This is a genomic window from Shimia sp. SK013 (assembly GCF_001292625.1).
In the GTDB taxonomy this organism is placed as follows: domain Bacteria; phylum Pseudomonadota; class Alphaproteobacteria; order Rhodobacterales; family Rhodobacteraceae; genus Shimia.
The window spans coordinates 1-16,753 of sequence record NZ_LAJH01000014.1; the positions used below are offsets into that span (position 1 = coordinate 1).

General features: G+C 57.2%; 20 protein-coding genes and 1 tRNA gene. 15 read left to right on the plus strand and 6 right to left on the minus strand.

Annotated features, from left to right (window positions below; translation table 11 throughout):
• Positions 1–16 precede the first annotated feature (16 nt).
• The 6 genes from SHIM_RS20190 to SHIM_RS13535 all read right to left on the minus strand — a co-directional run bounded on the left by SHIM_RS20190 (position 17) and on the right by SHIM_RS13535 (position 3,955).
• A complete protein-coding gene (locus tag SHIM_RS20190) occupies positions 17–205 on the minus strand; it encodes a hypothetical protein (protein WP_152926551.1) in 189 nt (62 codons plus the stop codon).
• A gap of 168 nt (positions 206–373) precedes the next feature.
• On the minus strand, positions 374–1,162 hold the full coding sequence (locus SHIM_RS13505) for a hypothetical protein (RefSeq protein WP_054003210.1): 789 nt from the start codon (positions 1,160–1,162) through the stop codon (positions 374–376).
• Positions 1,163–1,597: 435 nt separating this feature from the next.
• On the minus strand, positions 1,598–1,810 hold the full coding sequence (locus tag SHIM_RS13515) for a MerR family transcriptional regulator (RefSeq protein WP_054003402.1): 213 nt from the start codon (positions 1,808–1,810) through the stop codon (positions 1,598–1,600).
• A 359-nt stretch (positions 1,811–2,169) separates the two neighbouring features.
• The gene (locus tag SHIM_RS13525; protein WP_054003213.1) at positions 2,170–2,547 is read right to left on the minus strand and encodes a hypothetical protein; all 378 of its coding nucleotides are present in this window, start codon (positions 2,545–2,547) and stop codon (positions 2,170–2,172) included.
• Entirely contained in the window at positions 2,544–3,716 is a 1,173-nt protein-coding gene (locus SHIM_RS13530) for a tyrosine-type recombinase/integrase (protein WP_054003214.1), read from the minus strand. The genes SHIM_RS13525 and SHIM_RS13530 overlap by 4 nt, the downstream gene beginning before the upstream one ends.
• A 149-nt stretch (positions 3,717–3,865) precedes the next feature.
• Positions 3,866–3,955: transfer RNA gene (locus SHIM_RS13535), tRNA-Ser, on the minus strand.
• A 194-nt stretch (positions 3,956–4,149) separates the two neighbouring features.
• On the opposite strand from SHIM_RS13535, the gene SHIM_RS13540 reads away from it, so the two are divergent.
• The 15 genes from SHIM_RS13540 to SHIM_RS13610 all read left to right on the plus strand — a co-directional run bounded on the left by SHIM_RS13540 (position 4,150) and on the right by SHIM_RS13610 (position 16,733).
• Entirely contained in the window at positions 4,150–5,049 is a 900-nt protein-coding gene (locus SHIM_RS13540; RefSeq protein WP_054003215.1) for an SPOR domain-containing protein, read from the plus strand.
• A 27-nt stretch (positions 5,050–5,076) separates the two neighbouring features.
• A complete protein-coding gene (locus SHIM_RS13545; protein WP_054003216.1) occupies positions 5,077–6,258 on the plus strand; it encodes a D-alanyl-D-alanine carboxypeptidase family protein in 1,182 nt (393 codons plus the stop codon).
• Entirely contained in the window at positions 6,255–6,893 is a 639-nt protein-coding gene (gene tmk, locus SHIM_RS13550) for a dTMP kinase (protein WP_054003217.1), read from the plus strand. Before SHIM_RS13545 ends, tmk begins: the two co-directional genes overlap by 4 nt.
• The gene (locus SHIM_RS13555) at positions 6,890–8,038 is read left to right on the plus strand and encodes a DNA polymerase III subunit delta' (RefSeq protein ID WP_054003218.1); all 1,149 of its coding nucleotides are present in this window, start codon (positions 6,890–6,892) and stop codon (positions 8,036–8,038) included. The genes tmk and SHIM_RS13555 overlap by 4 nt, the downstream gene beginning before the upstream one ends.
• Before the next feature lie 19 nt (positions 8,039–8,057).
• Positions 8,058–8,864, plus strand: coding sequence for a TatD family hydrolase (locus SHIM_RS13560; protein ID WP_054003219.1), 807 nt, complete (start codon positions 8,058–8,060; stop codon positions 8,862–8,864).
• Positions 8,861–9,667 carry an MBL fold metallo-hydrolase gene (locus SHIM_RS13565; RefSeq protein ID WP_054003220.1) on the plus strand — a complete coding sequence of 269 codons (807 nt, stop codon included), beginning with the start codon at positions 8,861–8,863 and terminating at the stop codon, positions 9,665–9,667. Before SHIM_RS13560 ends, SHIM_RS13565 begins: the two co-directional genes overlap by 4 nt.
• A 30-nt stretch (positions 9,668–9,697) precedes the next feature.
• Positions 9,698–10,627: an AEC family transporter gene (locus tag SHIM_RS13570; protein ID WP_054003221.1), complete on the plus strand. Its 930-nt coding sequence runs from the start codon at positions 9,698–9,700 to the stop codon at positions 10,625–10,627.
• Positions 10,628–10,723: 96 nt separating this feature from the next.
• On the plus strand, positions 10,724–11,386 hold the full coding sequence (locus tag SHIM_RS13575) for a DsbA family oxidoreductase (RefSeq protein ID WP_054003222.1): 663 nt from the start codon (positions 10,724–10,726) through the stop codon (positions 11,384–11,386).
• Positions 11,387–11,701: 315 nt separating this feature from the next.
• Entirely contained in the window at positions 11,702–12,007 is a 306-nt protein-coding gene (locus SHIM_RS13580) for an STAS domain-containing protein (protein WP_054003223.1), read from the plus strand.
• Positions 12,004–12,366, plus strand: a complete 363-nt coding sequence (locus tag SHIM_RS13585; protein ID WP_054003224.1) for a response regulator — start codon at positions 12,004–12,006, stop codon at positions 12,364–12,366. The genes SHIM_RS13580 and SHIM_RS13585 overlap by 4 nt, the downstream gene beginning before the upstream one ends.
• A gap of 13 nt (positions 12,367–12,379) precedes the next feature.
• Complete coding sequence (locus SHIM_RS13590) at positions 12,380–14,608, plus strand: chemotaxis protein CheA (RefSeq protein WP_054003225.1); 2,229 nt, start codon at positions 12,380–12,382, stop codon at positions 14,606–14,608.
• A 1-nt stretch (position 14,609) separates the two neighbouring features.
• A complete protein-coding gene (locus SHIM_RS13595) occupies positions 14,610–15,080 on the plus strand; it encodes a chemotaxis protein CheW (protein WP_054003226.1) in 471 nt (156 codons plus the stop codon).
• Positions 15,077–15,985, plus strand: coding sequence for a protein-glutamate O-methyltransferase (locus tag SHIM_RS13600; RefSeq protein WP_054003227.1), 909 nt, complete (start codon positions 15,077–15,079; stop codon positions 15,983–15,985). Before SHIM_RS13595 ends, SHIM_RS13600 begins: the two co-directional genes overlap by 4 nt.
• The gene (locus tag SHIM_RS13605) at positions 15,982–16,368 is read left to right on the plus strand and encodes a response regulator (RefSeq protein ID WP_054003228.1); all 387 of its coding nucleotides are present in this window, start codon (positions 15,982–15,984) and stop codon (positions 16,366–16,368) included. Before SHIM_RS13600 ends, SHIM_RS13605 begins: the two co-directional genes overlap by 4 nt.
• 20 nt (positions 16,369–16,388) lie before the next feature.
• Positions 16,389–16,733, plus strand: coding sequence for a hypothetical protein (locus tag SHIM_RS13610; protein ID WP_054003229.1), 345 nt, complete (start codon positions 16,389–16,391; stop codon positions 16,731–16,733).
• Positions 16,734–16,753: the final 20 nt, after the last annotated feature.

Consider the following 16,753-nt stretch of genomic DNA (forward strand, 5'->3'; position numbering starts at 1 on the left):
CGATGACCTCTCAAAGTCAAACTGCCATCTGTCTCAAATTATCTGATGACGGACACTTATCAACCAGTGTGATTTTCTGTTCGTCGGATATGGCGGGTGGTGCGGCAGCCTTGGCGTCTCCAATGTCCTGAAACACCGCACGACGCTCATCATCGCCAATCACTCCGTAATACTTTTGTGTGGTCGCCTCACTGTCATGGCCCATGTTGTGCGCCCAAGCCCTGCGCTGGCGATCCGTGAGAGGTCTGCGGTCCCGCTCAGCTGCTATAGTGTCTTTGACTGAATGCGGATTATACTTCACCTTAATGTCACGGCAGGCACTCGCGAAGGCCTTTGAGACTTCATCCTTTGATGCCATGGGCTCAATAGGCGATCAATTGGAGGTTTTCAGGTCCTTTCGATGCTGAAGCATGCGGAGGCTTGGAAACAGCGCATCTTGCCCAGCCAATCCAGCACCCTCCAGTCCTTCAATCCAGTCCTTAACCGCCGCCAAGAACGAGTCAGATATTGGGAACCAGTCGATCCTTAGGCTCTTTCCATTTTTGGTTCGGGACAGATCTGCATCCTGCAAGATCTGTCTGTATTCGGAATCAAAATGACATATGCGCAGAGACGTGACAGTGTCCGCCCGCAGTGCTCCAAGATAAGCAATCGCAACCATCGCGCGCGCCCGTTTCTGCGCAACTGACAAGCGGGGCATTGCCAATAAAAGATCTTCGGCCTCTTCAATCGACGGATAGGCTTTGTCGTTCTTGGGCATGGCCTTGGCATAGGCCGCCTTAGGCAATTTAATACTTCCCGGCAGATCAGCAGGCAGACGTTTGTAGCCATCCTGTTTGATCAGCCGCTCGAGAAACCCCATAATCTGCGACGCCTGGTGCGCCGCCGTTGATTTTGATTTTTGAACCTCCGCCTTTGCTGCCAATGCAGCCTTTAGGACATCTCGGACCAGACCTACGTCACGGACCTTAAGGCGCTCAAAGGGCTTTCCCTCCAGTACATCTTCCATGAACCGGATGGCTGCCAGATGCTGATCGATGGTTTGCTCTGCAAGGTAGCCTGCATTAAACTGCCATTGGTACAGGATACGATCATTTGCGCGCCACCAGCCGTCGGAAACATTTTCCTCGCAAATCCAAATACCACCGGGATCTGCCCTCATTCCTTCGCCTCAGAAATGAACTTTCGGACGTGGCATCCGCATTCGCAGCAATACCCGAATGCCATGATCGCGCCGTTGGTGACAACGCGTAGACCCAGCGTTTCAACATCGGGAAAGACGGCCGACTTGCATCCAGTGCAATTGAACTCGCCGGGTCTAAGTTCTATCTTGGTTCGTTCCCGCCGTGCCTTCAGGAATGAAGTGACCTGCCCACCCCGGAAGACATAGGGCCGCTTGTCATCGGATGGTTGCAGACCTGTTTTGATCCAATTGGAGATTGTGTTTGCGGACACAATAAACACCTTCTGCAGATCTTCGCCCAAATAGACGCGGTTCTTCTTTAGCTTAATGCCTTTGTAAGACCGGCTCATATGCCACCGCCGATCCCGCTACGCCCAGCGCCTTGGGAATAACCACTTCTACGACACTCTCGCATCAGCTCGCTGAGCCCGCATTGGGATCAACAAGGTTGGCTTCAAGCCAAGCGTTTAAGTTGGATCCGCGATAGACCACCCTTCGCCCGATTTTGTAATAGGCCGGCCCCGTACTTTTGTGCCGCCATTGCGCGAGCTTTTCGCGCCCACCAAACAGTTCCAGCTCGGGATCACCCAGTACATAGTTTCGGTCATTCTCAAAGGGTTTAGACACGGCTGACTTTCCTTTCGTTGCGTTCATTTACAACGAATGAAGTGGTCCGATCTTATGATTACAGGCAGTCCCCGATTTGCAAACCTGCGACCCCAAAATATTGATAAATAGGAAAAGAAAGCTGACAATCAGAATCAACGTAGGGCTTCTCAGTGCCCCTGGGGCAGTTTCCACTAAGCGCATTTTGCCTATCTTCGGCCAGATGCAGTACATGCCACCCAGAGTTTGGGTTATCTTCGCAAGAGTCCATTGCCATCCCCAAGTGCACCACGCCGCGGTAGCAATTCCAAATATTGCGAACCGTGTCTTTGTCGACCCCTCCCCTAATTCCCAGAGCCTTTGCCTCAACTCGAACTTGCTCAAGAATACCACCAGGAACCTGCACTCCTTGGAACCTTTTTTTTGGAATCCCAAACCAGCTTTCCAACATGCTCCGCAATATTGAGTTTCCGTTCGTTCTTGGCCTCACACCGCTGCAAAATCTGAGAATATTCGTGCGCCGCCTCGTATCGAGCCTGCGATGTTTCCGCGACCCACAGAACAAAATTCGGGCTTCTCTTATGACCCGGCCCCATTGGGAAGCTCCCAAGGCCCAAGCTTGTCACTTCCTGGCGCATCACCTCGATTGCTCGCAGTCGCGCTTTCTCCGACGGTTCACTTAGAGCCACACCGAACAGCTCCAGCGACAAAAATTCAGGCTCGTTAAATTGGATCTCAATCAAGCGGTGTGCTTTCATTTGTTCCGGGATGTTACGAATTGCGACCACATGCGCATCAATTCGCGGCGCTTTTCCAACAGGTCAGACTGTGCATATGCCCGCTCCACTTCAGAACCCACGGAATGTGCCAAACTCTTTTCAGCCACCGCTCGTGGTGCGTTGGCTTCCTCGGACGCCCAGTCCCGGAACGTGGACCGAAACCCATGCACAGTGACCCCTTCCACCTTCATGCGACGCAAAAGCATCAGCATCGACATATTGGAAAGCGGCTGATGGCGCTTCTGGCCCTCAAACACATATTCCGATTGCATAGCCTTCAGCGGCTCAATGTTGACCAGCATCTCATCTGTAAGCGGCACACGATGTTCCACGCCAGTTTTCATCAGCTCAGGTGGGCAGATCCACAGGCGTTCTTCAAAATCCAACTCTGCCCACCGCAACCCCAAAACTTCGCCGGTTCTTGATCCCGTCAAGCAAGTGAACATCAGCGCCTTAGCCGACATTGCGTTTTTGGCTTTCAGATTCGCATAGAAATCCGGAACGAATTGCCAGCGCATCGCCATATGATGCTTGGGCTTTGCCTTTACCTTAGGCAAAACCTGCGCATCTTTGATTGCCGTGACCGGGTTCTCTCCTGATCGGAAACCCTTCGACTTTGCCACATCCAGCACAATCTTAATCCGTTGCGACAACCGCCGTGCCGTTTCGTGCTTTTCCGTCCAAATCGGTGACAAACGCATCAGCACTTCGGGCTGATCGATACTATCGACCGGCATACGGCCTATCTTGGGGAAAGCATAATCCCGCAACGTATTTATCCACTGCGCCCCGTGTTTGGCGTTCTTCCAGGTTGGCATGCGGTCAATATGGACGTGCTGTGCCACGTCTTCGAAAGGCACCTCTTGTCGGGCTTTAAACCTCGGGTTCAGCTCTTGCTTGGCCATGCGCCGATATTCCAACGCGCGTTCTCTCGCCTGGTTCAGCGTTACAATATCAGCTCCGCCCAAACCAAAGTCCGTTCTCAGAGGTGCGCCCTTTTTGTTCTTCTGCCCTTTCACCACCACCCGCACGATCCAGCGTCGCGCACCTGAGGGATCAACTACCAGATACAAGCCATTGCCATCGCGATGTCGCCCAGCGCCGAGATTTTCGACAAGTTTCTTTGTCAGCTTTCCAGAAAGCGCCATTCAAAAACACCACATTTCGTACCACCCAAGGAAACGATGCGAGCACTATCGAAAGAAACCCAACAAAAACCGGAAACACATTTAAAATCATGAAATCAAATGGAAAAGGCCGCTAAAAGCGGCCCATTCAAATCGAACAAAATATAAGATGGCGGAGAAGGTGGGATTCGAACCCACGGAGGGCGTTAACCCTCGTCGGTTTTCAAGACCGGTGCATTCGACCACTCTGCCACTTCTCCGACGCCACATCCCTAATCGCCTGAAAAATTAGACGCAACCCGTTTTCCTTCAATTTTCCGCTCGTCGCCGCCACGCACACTTTCCATAAAGCGCGCATCGGGCTACACTCTGTGCAAATGTTCGTTGATGGGACGCATCCGCGCTCCAAAACAATGGCAAAAGCAAAAAATTGATTGCAGGCGAGAGGCAGTTCATGGCGGATCAATCACCACAGACCGGCACACGGCGGTTGTTGAAGACAGGCACGGCTATGTTGGCCCTCGGCCTGCTCATGAGCGCCTGCGCAGAAGGCGAAGGATTCAATTTCGGCAATGGGCCGGACACAACATCAAATGAATCCAGCGCTCCAAACAGTTCAAACACAACAAAACTTGTTGAACGCGATGTCGAAGCCCCTGAGGTATTCGCCGTTTCTGAGGCAGGTCTTTGGGATGGGCGCCCGTCATTAGGCGGCGTTTGGGCTGCACACCCGGATGTGAACTCGCCGGAACGCGTCATCATTCGCAATCAGGCGAACGGTAAATTCGTGATTGGCGCCTTGTTCCGCCGCGAACGCGAAATTCCCGGCCCCCGCATTCAGGTCTCGTCCGATGCCGCCGAGGCACTTGGTCTGCTTGCGGGCCAGCCTGTCGAACTGAACATGACCGCTCTGCGCCGCGAGGAAGTTGCGCCAGAGCCGGAGATGAGTGAAACCGACGGCACCGCCGAGGTGGCCGACGTCGAAGAAGCCCCACTTGAGCCGATTGCGGCTGCTTCTGCGGCCATCGCCGCAGCCGAGGCAAGCACGGCACCCGTCGCAGCACCGGCACCAACGCCCGCCGCCCAATCTGAGGTCGCGCCTAAACCGGCCTCCAGTTCGCTTGCCAAACCTTATGTGCAAATCGGCATCTTCTCAGTGGAATCCAACGCCGACAACGCCGCGAAACAGATGAAGGCCGCTGGCCTGACCCCGTTGATCAAGAAAACCACATCAGGGTCCAAAACCTTCTGGCGCGTCATCGTGGGTCCGGCCACCACCAAGGCTGGCCTCAAATCGATGACCAAAACTGTGCATGGCACCGGTTTCACCGACGCCTACGCCGTGACCAACTGATCAATACTGCTTTAAGGAGCCACTCTCATGCGTCCTTTCCTGCCCCGACTGATGGCCGTTGGCCTGGCGCTTGTTTTGACCTCCGCCCAGGTGCACGCATTTGAAACGCGCGCCCGCGCGGCATTTGTGATGGATCAGACAACCGGCACCGTGCTTCTGGCCAAAAACGCCGATGAGGCGCTGCCGCCCGCCTCCATGTCCAAACTGATGACGCTCTTCATGGCGTTTGAGGCCGTGCGTGACGGGCGTTTGGCCATGCAAGAAACGCTGCCCGTGTCGCAACATGCCATGAGCTACGGTGGGTCCACGATGTTTTTGGACACCACAGATCGTGTGACTGTCGAAGACCTGCTGCGCGGTATCATCGTTTTGTCAGGAAATGATGCCTGTGCCGTGCTTGCCGAAACGCTCAGCCCGGACGGCACTGAATCCGGCTTTGCGCGCCTGATGACCCGCCGCGCGCATCAGATGGGCATGACCAACTCCACTTTTGCCAATTCCAATGGCTGGCCCGCCCCCGGACACCGCATGTCGATGCGCGATCTGGCCTTGCTGGCCAATCTGTTGATCTCCGAGTTCCCCGAGTTCTATCCGATGTTTTCCGAAACGGAATTTGCTTTTGACGGTCGTGCGCCGTCCAATGTTCGCAACCGCAACCCATTGCTGCGGCTCAATATCGGTGCGGATGGCCTGAAGACCGGCCACACCCAAGAAGCGGGTTACGGCCTTGTGGGATCCGCAAAACAAGGCAACCGCCGGGTGATTTTTTCTTTCACAGGGCTCGAAAGCGAAAGGGACCGCGCCGAGGTGGCCGAACAAATGGTCAGCTGGGCCTTCCGCCAATTCTCCGAAACCACCCTCGCCCGCGAAGGCGAGCGCATCGCGGAAGCCAACGTCTGGATGGGCAAATTCGCGCGCGTCGGTCTGGTGCCCGCCGAAGACATCACCGTTCTGCTACCGGTTCTGGCACAGGGCAAGGTCAAAGGCGAAGTGATCTACAGTGGTCCCATTCAGGCCCCCGTCACCAAAGGTGCACCTTTGGCAGAATTGGTCCTGACGCCCGAAGACCTGCCTGAAATGCGCATTCCGCTTGTGGCCGAGGCCGACGTGCCCGAAGGCGGCTTTGGCGTGCGTATCAGCACCGCAACCAGCGTGCTGGCCGCGCGTTTCGGCATTGGTGGTTCCGCCCAAACAGAGGCGACGCAGTGACATCCAAGACAATCCCCGGCGGATCTTTCATCACCTTTGAAGGCATCGACGGCTCTGGAAAATCCACGCAGGCCCGCTTGCTAGCAGAACACCTGCGCGCACGAGGTCATGACGTGGTGCTGACACGTGAGCCCGGTGGCTCAACTGGAGCCGAAGAAATCCGCGCACTTGTGCTTGAGGGCGATCCAGACCGCTGGTCCGCCGAAACCGAAATCCTGCTCTTCACCGCAGCGCGTCGCGACCATCTGGAACGCACAATTCTGCCCGCCTTGGCGGCTGGCAAGATCGTGATCTGCGACCGATTTGCGGATAGCACCCGCATGTATCAGGGTCTGTCTCGCGGCGACCTGCGCGGCGTGGTAGATCAGCTGCATGACCTGATGATCGGACGTGAGCCGGATCTGACGATCCTGATCGACATGGATCCCGCCGAAGGCCTCTCCCGCGCCAAATCCCGCCAGACGGCAGAAGAACGTTTCGAGGACTTTGGTCAGGCGTTGCAAGACCAGATGCGCGCGGGCTTTCTTGCCCTGTCCCGTGAATTCTCTGACCGATTTTGTGTCATCAACGGCACTGGCACACCCCAAGATGTGTCGCGGCGTGTCACCGACAGCGTGGCGGAGCACCTCTCGTGAGCGAGGACGCCACGCCAGAACCCGACCGCATTCCGGGCGCACCACATCCGCGCGAAACACGCCACATCTTTGGCCAAACAAACGCCGAAGAAGACTTTCTCACCGCCGTGAACTCCAGCCGCCTGCATCACGGGTGGTTGATGACCGGTCCGCAAGGGGTCGGCAAAGCCACGTTCGCATGGCGCATCGCCCGATTTTTGCTGACCTTGCCTGCTGACGACGGCGGTGGCCTCTTTGGTGACCCACAACCCTACGACACCCTGTCCGTTGATCCCGATCATCCCGTCTGCCACCGCATTCTCGCCTTGTCCGAACCCGGCCTTTTTCTGCTACGTCGCGGCTTTGCAGGCAGCACCGACAGCGCACGGGAAAAGTCCCGCCAAGACAGCAAATTCGCCGCCGACATCCGCGTCAACGACGTCCGCGAGATGGCGTCCTTCTTGCACATGTCCGCCGCCGACGGCGGCCGCCGCGTGGTGATTGTCGACAGCGCAGACGAGATGAACGTCAACGCCGCCAACGCACTTCTAAAGATGTTGGAAGAGCCGCCGGAACGCACCACGATGCTGCTGATTTCGCACCAACCTTCACGACTCTTGCCAACCATCCGCTCCCGCTGTCGCGAGCTGCGTTTTAGCCCGCTCTCACCCGAGGACATGCACGCCGCAATGGAACAGGCCGGCCACGCCGCTGACGACACGCCCGCGCTATCTGAGCTGTCCGCCGGCTCCGTCGGAGAGGCGATGCGCGTTACCCAATTGGGTGGCCTCGCCATGTATCAGGAACTCGCTGCGCTCTTTGCCTCCATGCCGCAGTTTGACCGCCAACGCGCGCTGAAACTGGCCGAAGCCGCCGCCACACGTGGGGCGGATGCGCAATTTGATCTACTGCTCACACTTCTAGACATCTTTGTCTCCCGTATTGCGCGCACCGGCGCGCTTGGCCAAGCACCCGAAACCGAAATTGTACCGGGCGAGGCCGAATTGCTGATGCGCCTTTCGCCCAATCCGCACAAAGCCCGTGCTTGGGCCAATCTCGCGCAGGAAATTACCGACCGCACCCGCCACGGCAAAGCGGTCAACCTTGACCCTGCCGCGCTTGTGCTTGATACGGTTTTCAAGATTCAGAAAACCGCAAGCGCCTAAAACGCTGCCTGAGGGCCACATGACCGACTTTCCGCAGATCACCGACAGCCACTGCCACCTCGACTTTCCCGATTTCGATGGCCAGTTGGACGATTTCATCGCCCGCGCCGCTGACGTCGGTGTGACCCGCATGGTTACGATTTGCACGCGTCTCAAGAACGAACCCGCGGTGCGCGCCATCGCCGAAGCGCACGCACCGGTTTTCTACGCCGCCGGCACCCATCCGATGAGCGCCGCCGAAGAGCCGCTGGCCTCTGTGGACGAGCTGATCGCGCTGGCGCAGCATCCAAAATTTGTCGGCATTGGTGAAACCGGTCTGGATTATCACTACACCGCCGACAGCATGGAGATCCAACAAACCTCCCTGCGCATCCATTGCGAAGCCGCTCGAGAAACCGGCCTGCCGCTGATCATCCACAGCCGTGACGCCGATGACGACATGGCCGAAATCCTGACGGATGAATTTAACAAAGGCGCTTATTCCTGCGTCATGCATTGCTACAGTTCTGGTCCGGAACTGGCCCGCAAGATGCTCGACCTCGGCTTCTACCTGTCGATGTCCGGCATCGCCGCCTTCCCGCGCAGTCAGGAAGTACGTGATATCTTCGCCGCCGCGCCTATGGATCGCATTTTGGTGGAAACCGACGCACCCTACCTTGCGCCCCCCCCCTATCGCGGCAAGCGAAATGAGCCGTCTTATGTCGAAAAAACCGCCCGCGTCGGGGCAGACGTCTTTGGCATGGAATACGCTGATTTCGCGGCACAGACACAGGCCAATTTTGACCGGCTGTTTTCCAAAGCCAAATTGACGGCAGCCGCCGCATGAGCGCCAAGCTGACCTTCACCATCCTCGGCTGCGGCAGCTCCGGTGGCGTGCCGCGTCTTGGTGGCCATTGGGGCGATTGCGACCCTGAAAATCCAAAGAACCGCCGCCGCCGCTGCTCAATGCTGATCGAGCGTAAAACCGCTGAAGGCACAACAACTGTGCTTGTGGACACCTCACCTGACATGCGTGACCAGCTACTGGGTGAAGGCACGGGCCGGCTTGATGCGGTGGTCTACACCCACAACCACGCCGACCACATCCACGGCATTGATGATCTGCGCATGATCGTCTTCAACATGCGCGCGCGTATTCCCGTCTGGGCAGATGGGGCCACCCAAAACGATCTGATAAGCCGGTTCGGCTATGCTTTTGCGCAACCCAAAGACAGTCCCTACCCGCCAATCCTTGAAATGCTGACGATCGACGAAAGCAAGGATTTCACCATTTCCGGCCCGGGCGGCGACATAACATTCACGCCCATCCGTGTGGACCACGGCAGCATCGACGCGCTGGCGTTTCGAATAAACGACGTGGTCTATATGCCCGATGTAGCCGAAATCTATGACGAGGCCTGGCCCAAGCTTGACGGCATGAAGTGTTTTATTGTCGACGCGCTGCGCCGTACGCCGCATCCGACCCATGCACACCTTGAAAAAACGCTGGACTGGATCGACCGCACGAAACCCGAACGCGCCGTGCTGACAAACATGCACATCGATCTGGACTACGCCACGCTAGAGGCCGAAACCGCGGATCACATCACCCCTGCCTTTGACGGGATGAAAATCACCTACGATCTCTGACTGCCGGAGGTCCACAGAAAGCACAGCCCCATGCAGACGCTGATCTCTGTGATCTTGCCGGTCTTCCTGATCATCGGCTTTGGCTACCTCGCCGCATGGCGAGGGTTTTTCAGCCAATCCAACGTCGATGGGTTGATGCGCTACGCCACTAACTTCGCTGTGCCCGTCCTGCTGTTTCGCGCTATCTCAAACCTTGATCTCGCCGCCGAATTCAACCTCGGTTTGATGGGCAGCTACTATGCCGCCGCTTTCCTTTGTTTTGCCACCGGCATGATCGGCGCCAAAGTGTTCTTTGGCCGTGATTGGGAAGACGCCACGGCCATCGGTTTTGTGTGCCTTTTCTCCAATTCCCTCCTGCTTGGTCTGGCAATCATGGAGCGTGCCTACGGCGCCGACAGCCTCACCGGGAACTACGCCATCATCTCGATCCACGCTCCTTTCTGCTACGGCCTTGGTATTGCCGTGATGGAAGTCATGCGGGCCCGTCACACCTCCAAAGCCAAGATCGTGCCGACCGTGCTCAAGGCGATGTTCTCCAACGCTTTGATCCTTGGCATCGGCCTTGGGTTTATTGTGAACCTTGGAAACGTTCCTGTTCCCGGCCCCGTGACCCACGCCGTCAACCTGCTGGCCGCTTCCGCGCTGCCCGCTGCGCTCTTTGGAATGGGGGGCGTTTTATACCGCTACCGCCCCGAAGGTGACATGCGCACAATTCTGTTTTGCTGCTTTGTGTCTCTCGGCCTTCACCCCGCCCTGACATTTGCCTTTGGCACTTGGTCCGAAATTTCAGCGGACAACATGCGCTCCGCCATTGTGACCGCCTCCATGGCGCCCGGCATCAACGCCTATCTCTTTGCCAACATGTATGGCCGCGCCATGCGCGTTGCTGCCTCCACCGTTCTGATCGGCACCGCGTTCTCGGTGGTCACAGTCTGGATGTGGCTCGGGGTCCTGCCCTAACGAGCCCTTGTGGCAAGTGACCTCGCGGAACGGTGACTTGCGCGCCCCCGTGCAACGTCCCATTTTGGCACTTCATGCTGAACAGGAGCCAGTGCCATGTCCCAAGATCCAATCCGCGTTGATATCGTCTCCGACGTCGTCTGCCCTTGGTGCATAATTGGCTATCGCCAGCTCCTCAAAGCTTCTGAAGCAACCGGCATTGCCATCGAAACCTACTGGCACCCGTTTGAACTGAACCCAGACATGGAGACCGAAGGTGAAAACATCCGCGATCACATCATGCGCAAATACGGCTCCTCGGCAGAACAATCCCAAGAAGCCCGCACGCGGCTTTCCGATCTGGGCGAAGACCTCGACTTCACTTTCTCATGGTCCGACGAAAGCCGTATCTACAACACGTTTTCCGCCCATCAACTGATCCATTGGGCCGCCGAGGCCGGCAAGGCTCAGGACATGAAACTTGCCCTCTTTGACGCCTACTTCACCCATCGCCGTGATGTCAGCAACACCGACATCCTTGTGGACGTTGCCGGTGAAATCGGCTTGGACAAAGACGAAGCCCACGCAGTTCTGACCGACGGACGCTTTGCCGAATCCGTGCGCGAGAAAGAAACCTTCTGGACGTCTCGCGGTGTCTCTGGCGTGCCAACCATGGTATTTGACGCGCAACAGGCCACGTCCGGCGCGCAAGGTGTCGACGTCTTCTCGCAGGTTTTACGCCACATGGCCGCGCAACCTCGCCAAGTCCCCGCCAGCTAAGCGGATTGAACCCACTTAGGTTCAAAGTCACTTCCAGAATTACAGAGCCCCGCAGGTGGGGCACCAAAGGATTCGCGCCACGCGGGGGTTTCAGCACCTCAACGGGGTGATGCGGCGCGTATCCTAGGCTCTGCTTCGGTCAAAGGATCTGTTCCACGACTCGTGGATGTGACCTACTGAAAGCCCAATTTACGTAATATTTTCAATCACGAAGAGCATACTCCCTCGATACCGAGAGATCAGTAACGCGGTGTTAAGGGAGTGTGCCTAGGTTCCAATATGAAGCCCGAACTTTTTAAGTGAATGTTACCCGACATGCCCTCACCAGACCCAACGACCACAGCAGGCCAAATTGACCTGCCAAAAACACTAGACCATTCGCACGCAACCGCCTTGCGTCCCCTGATCGAGGCGCTTCGCGGCAAACCGGTCAACCTGAATGCACAGGACTGCGATCACCTTGGCGGCGCGGGGGCTGAACTCCTTTTGGCCGCGTACGCGGAGTGGGCTGACGCAGACGTCCCGTTCGCCATTCAAAATATGTCTGAAAAATTTGTTGCCGGGGTGTCCTGCCTAGGCCTGCAACAAACCGCACTCTTCCAAGAGGGAACCACAGAATGACAAAAATCTTGGCAATTGATGATTCCCGCACGATGCGGGCGATGCTGGAAACGGCCCTGACCGAAGCGGGGATGGACGTGGATCTGGCCGAGGACGGTGTCGAAGGACTCGAAGTTCTGCCCGACGCCGCGCCCGACCTGGTGATCACCGATATCAACATGCCTCGCCTTGACGGATTTGGCCTGATCGAAGGGGTCCGCAAGAAGCCGGAATATGCCTCTCTGCCAATCCTCGTGCTGACCACTGAAAACGGCGACGCGCTGAAACAGCGTGCCCGCGATGCCGGTGCAACGGGCTGGATCGTTAAGCCATTTGATGCCGATAAACTTGTGGCGGTGATCAACCGCTTGGTTGTCTGAAAGGAGACCTTTGATGTCCGATCTCCGCGATATGTTCTTTGAGGAATGCGACGACCTGATGGAGGTTCTCTCCACAGGTCTGGACGACCTCCAGAATGGCAATGGCGACGCCGAAACGATCAACGCTATGTTCCGCTCGGTCCACTCGATCAAGGGTGGCGGTGGCGCCTTTGGGCTGGATCGGCTCATCAACTTTGCGCATGCCTTCGAAAATGTACTCGAAGACCTGCGGTCCGAAAAAATAGAAGCGGATCCGGCGCTGATCGCCCTGATGTTTTCCTCGTTTGATCACCTCAACGATCTGGTGGATGCCGCACGCGACGACAACGACATCGCCGAAGACGCCGGTGCCTCTATTCTTGCGGACCTGAAACAGGTGTCCCCGCCGGAAAATGGCGGCGCAGACGAAGTCGAGGTTGATTCCGCGGATTTCATGCCGCTCACTCTCGACATTGGTGGCGACAACGATTTTGGCCCCCTTCCCGACTTCGATCTGCCTCCATCACTGGATCTCGAGGCAGACCCTGCCCCACCGATGGCAGATCCCCTGCCCACCGGCGACGGCATCAACGCCTTCTCAATCGAATTCTCAGCCGATCCCGGCCTCTATTCGCGAGGCCATGACCCCGCCCTGCTATTCCGCGCCCTCGCGGACCTCGGAGACGTAACCGTCTCCGCCGATACCGGCAACGTTCTCGCCTTGGCCGAGGCCGGCGACGCCCTCTCAGCCCTGAGTTGGACATTGCAACTGATCCCGAACGACGGCGTCGAAGAAGACGACATTCGCGAAGTTTTCGAATTTGTCGAAAGCCAGTGCGTGTTGGAAATCTCGACCACAGTCGTGGAAAAAGCCGCGGACACCGACCTGCCGGAACTCGCTCTTCCAACCTTGGCAGACGAAGCACCCGCGCCTGATGAGGCCGACACAGCGGTCGACGCGACGGCGCAGACCGCTCCGCAACCTGCTGCAAAACCCGCTATCAAAGTGGTAGAAGCGAAACCTGCCACCGGAAAAAAGTCTGAACCGCGCAACAGCACGATCCGCGTAGATCTGGACCGTGTCGACCGCCTTATCAACCTCGTGGGGGAGCTGGTGATCAGCGAAGCCATGTTGCGCCAGTCGATGAACGAACTGCCGGTCTCTGCCAACAGTTCCGTAAGCGAGGCCATCGGCCAGCTCAAGACTCTGTCGGGCGTGTTGCAAGAAAGCGTTATGGCCATTCGTGCGCAACCTGTGCGCGGCCTGTTCCAGCGTATGTCGCGCATCGTGCGTGAATCGTCTCGCACCGCCGGCAAGGACGCCCGAATGCTGATGATCGGGGACAGCACCGAGGTCGACAAGACCGTGACTGAGCGTTTGGTCGAACCGCTGACGCACATGATCCGCAACTCGGTAGACCACGGACTGGAAACCGCCGAAGACCGCATCAAGGCGGGCAAACCGGCCCAAGGCACGATCAAACTCGAGGCGGCCCACCGCTCTGGTCGGGTGGTGATCTCGCTGTCTGACGACGGCGCTGGCATCAACCGCGTAAAGGTCCGCAAAATCGCCGAAAGTAAGGGTTTGGTGCGTCCAGAGGACGATCTGACCGACTCCGACATCGACAACCTGTTGTTCCGCCCCGGATTTTCCACCGCCGATTCCATTTCCGAACTGTCCGGACGTGGCGTTGGTCTGGACGTGGTTCGCAGCGAAATTCAGGCTCTTGGGGGCCGCATCAATCTTCAGTCCGAACCGGGCAAAGGCACGTCGATGACCATTTCGCTGCCTCTGACTTTGGCAGTAATGGAAGGCATGCTTGTCACCATCGAGGGTGAATCGCTCGTAGTGCCAACCGTGGCCCTGCGCGAAACGCTGCAACCTGGTCAGGCCAACGTGCATGAATTCTGCGAAGGCGATCGTGGCCTTTCGATGGGGGGTGAAATTCTGCCCATCGTGGATCTGGGCGAAGCGCTCGGCTTCCGCCGCCAATTGTCCAACTTGGACAACCAAGCCCTCTTGCTCATCGAGGGCGAAAGCGGCCGCCGTTCCGCGCTGGCCGTGGACAACATCATCGAACAACGCGAGGTCGTGATCAAAGGGCTGGAGCAAAACTATCAATCCATCCCCGGCATCGCCGCCGCCACCATTCTTGGCAACGGTAAAATTGCCCTGATTGTCGACACAGACCAAATGATCCCTGCCGCAGGCAAGAGCCAGCTGAGCTTGCTCAAGGGTCAAGAACACGCAGAGGTAGCCTGATATGTCTGACCAAACCACTGAAGAACAGACCGAAGACCGCATTGAGATCGTTTCCTTTACCATCGGTGAGCAGGCATTTTGCCTCAACATCGGCCACGTTCTCGAAATTCGTGGCTGGACCAGCACCACGACGCTGCCTCACGCGCCTGAATATGTCGTCGGTATGATGAACCTGCGCGGCGCCGTGCTGCCGGTGATGGATCTGTCGTTGCGCCTCGGCCTCGGCAAAACCGTGCCGGAATCGCGTTCGGTGATCATCATCGCCCACATCGATAAGAAAAGCGTCGGCTTTCTGGTCGACGCCGTCAGCAACATCCTGACCGTGAACCAGGCCGATATGCAGCCCACCCCCGAGGTTTCCTCGGCTCGGACCGCTGCTTTCATCCGCGGCGTTTACACAATGGACGACACCATCGTGCGCGCCATTGATGTGCACCAAATTATGCCACAGGACAACTTGGTCGCAGCATGACACAAACCAAAGGGCATACACTGGACGACGGGACCATCAGTGACGGGGATTTCGCCCGCATTGCCAGCCTTGTTCGCAGCATGACAGGTATCGACCTTCAACCGCACAAACGTGCGATGGTGGCCGCACGCCTTGCAAAACGCATGCGCGCCACGGGGATGACCTCGGTTTCGGAGTATTGCAAACGCCTCGAAGACGGCACCGCCGGCGAAGAAACCACGCAGTTTGTCACCGCCTACACCACCAACATGACGCGTTTTAACCGCGAGGAGCATCACTTCGCGCATCTCGCGGACGAAACGCTGCCCAAACTGGTGGCCGCAGCGAAACAGGGTGCGCGCGTGCGGATTTGGTCTGCTGGCTGCTCCAGCGGAGAAGAACCCTACGGACTGGCTTTCCACCTGTTGGATTTGTGCCCCGAAGCACACACACTGGATTTGAAAATCCTGGCATCCGACATCGATCTGGAAATTCTCGCCCGAGCCAAGCGCGGTATCTACTCCAGCGCCAGCCTCACAACGCTTCCCGACCATCAAGCGAAGCAGTACTTTCAGCCGGTTAAGGGCCAATCTGACCAGATGTCAGTCACCCAGCCAGCCCGCGACCTTATCGCGTTCCGTCAGCTGAACTTGCACGGCCCTTGGCCCTTCACCGGCGCGTTTGACGTCATCATCTGCCGCAATGTGGCAATCTATTTCGACGTCCCCACCCAAAGCACTCTTTGGCGCCGGTTCGCCGAAAACCTAAACGCACAGGGCTTGCTCTATATCGGTCACTCCGAAGGTATAGACGCTGACAACACCTCGCGTTTCAACACTGTGGGTCGCGGCGTCTTCCAAGTGACACCTGCCCACCAAAAAACAGCCAAAAATGGCACATCCACTCATTTGGGGAACGCAGTATGAGCCTGAAAGACAAACTTCACGTCCTGGTCGTAGACGACATGTCCACCAGCCGCGGCCTGATCACCCAAGCTTTGGATGAAATCGGCATTGTGAACTACCGCACTGAAAATAATGGTAAATCCGCGTGGAGCAGCCTCGCAACCAAACCGGTTCACTTGGTGCTGTCCGATTACAACATGCCGGAAATGGATGGGCTTCAACTCCTTCATGCGATCCGCTCGCACAAGCCCATCGCACGCACCGGTTTTATCCTGATTACGGGCCGTGCCGATCCGGCGACCATCAACCAAGGCGCTCAGCTTGGCATGAACAACTTCATCAAGAAGCCGTTCCAGACCGCCCAAATCAAAGCCTGTATCGAAAAAGTAGTGGGCGCGCTCTAAGCGATGCCCGGGGACGAAGAATGACCACAAGATCCACCTCTGATTTGTTGGTGACCATCGCTGAGGATGTCTCTGAGATGGCCACGGTCGCGCGCGCGCTTGACGCACTGACCAGCCAGCTCGACCTGACGCATGCAAACCAATCCAAAATCCGTGATTTGCAACGGGTGGACGCTCTTTTTCAGCACTTGGACGACGTATCTGTGCTGCTGCGTAAAATGGCGGCAATGATCGGCTCCGGCCCCGAACTCGACACCCGTGATCTCAGTGAGACCATTCGCCTGGACTACCTGAAGTCGCGCATGACCGATGCTGCAGCCGTGTCTGTCACGCCTGACGTGTCTGGCGAAGTAAACCTGTTTTGACCGAATTGACTCTGGAGACA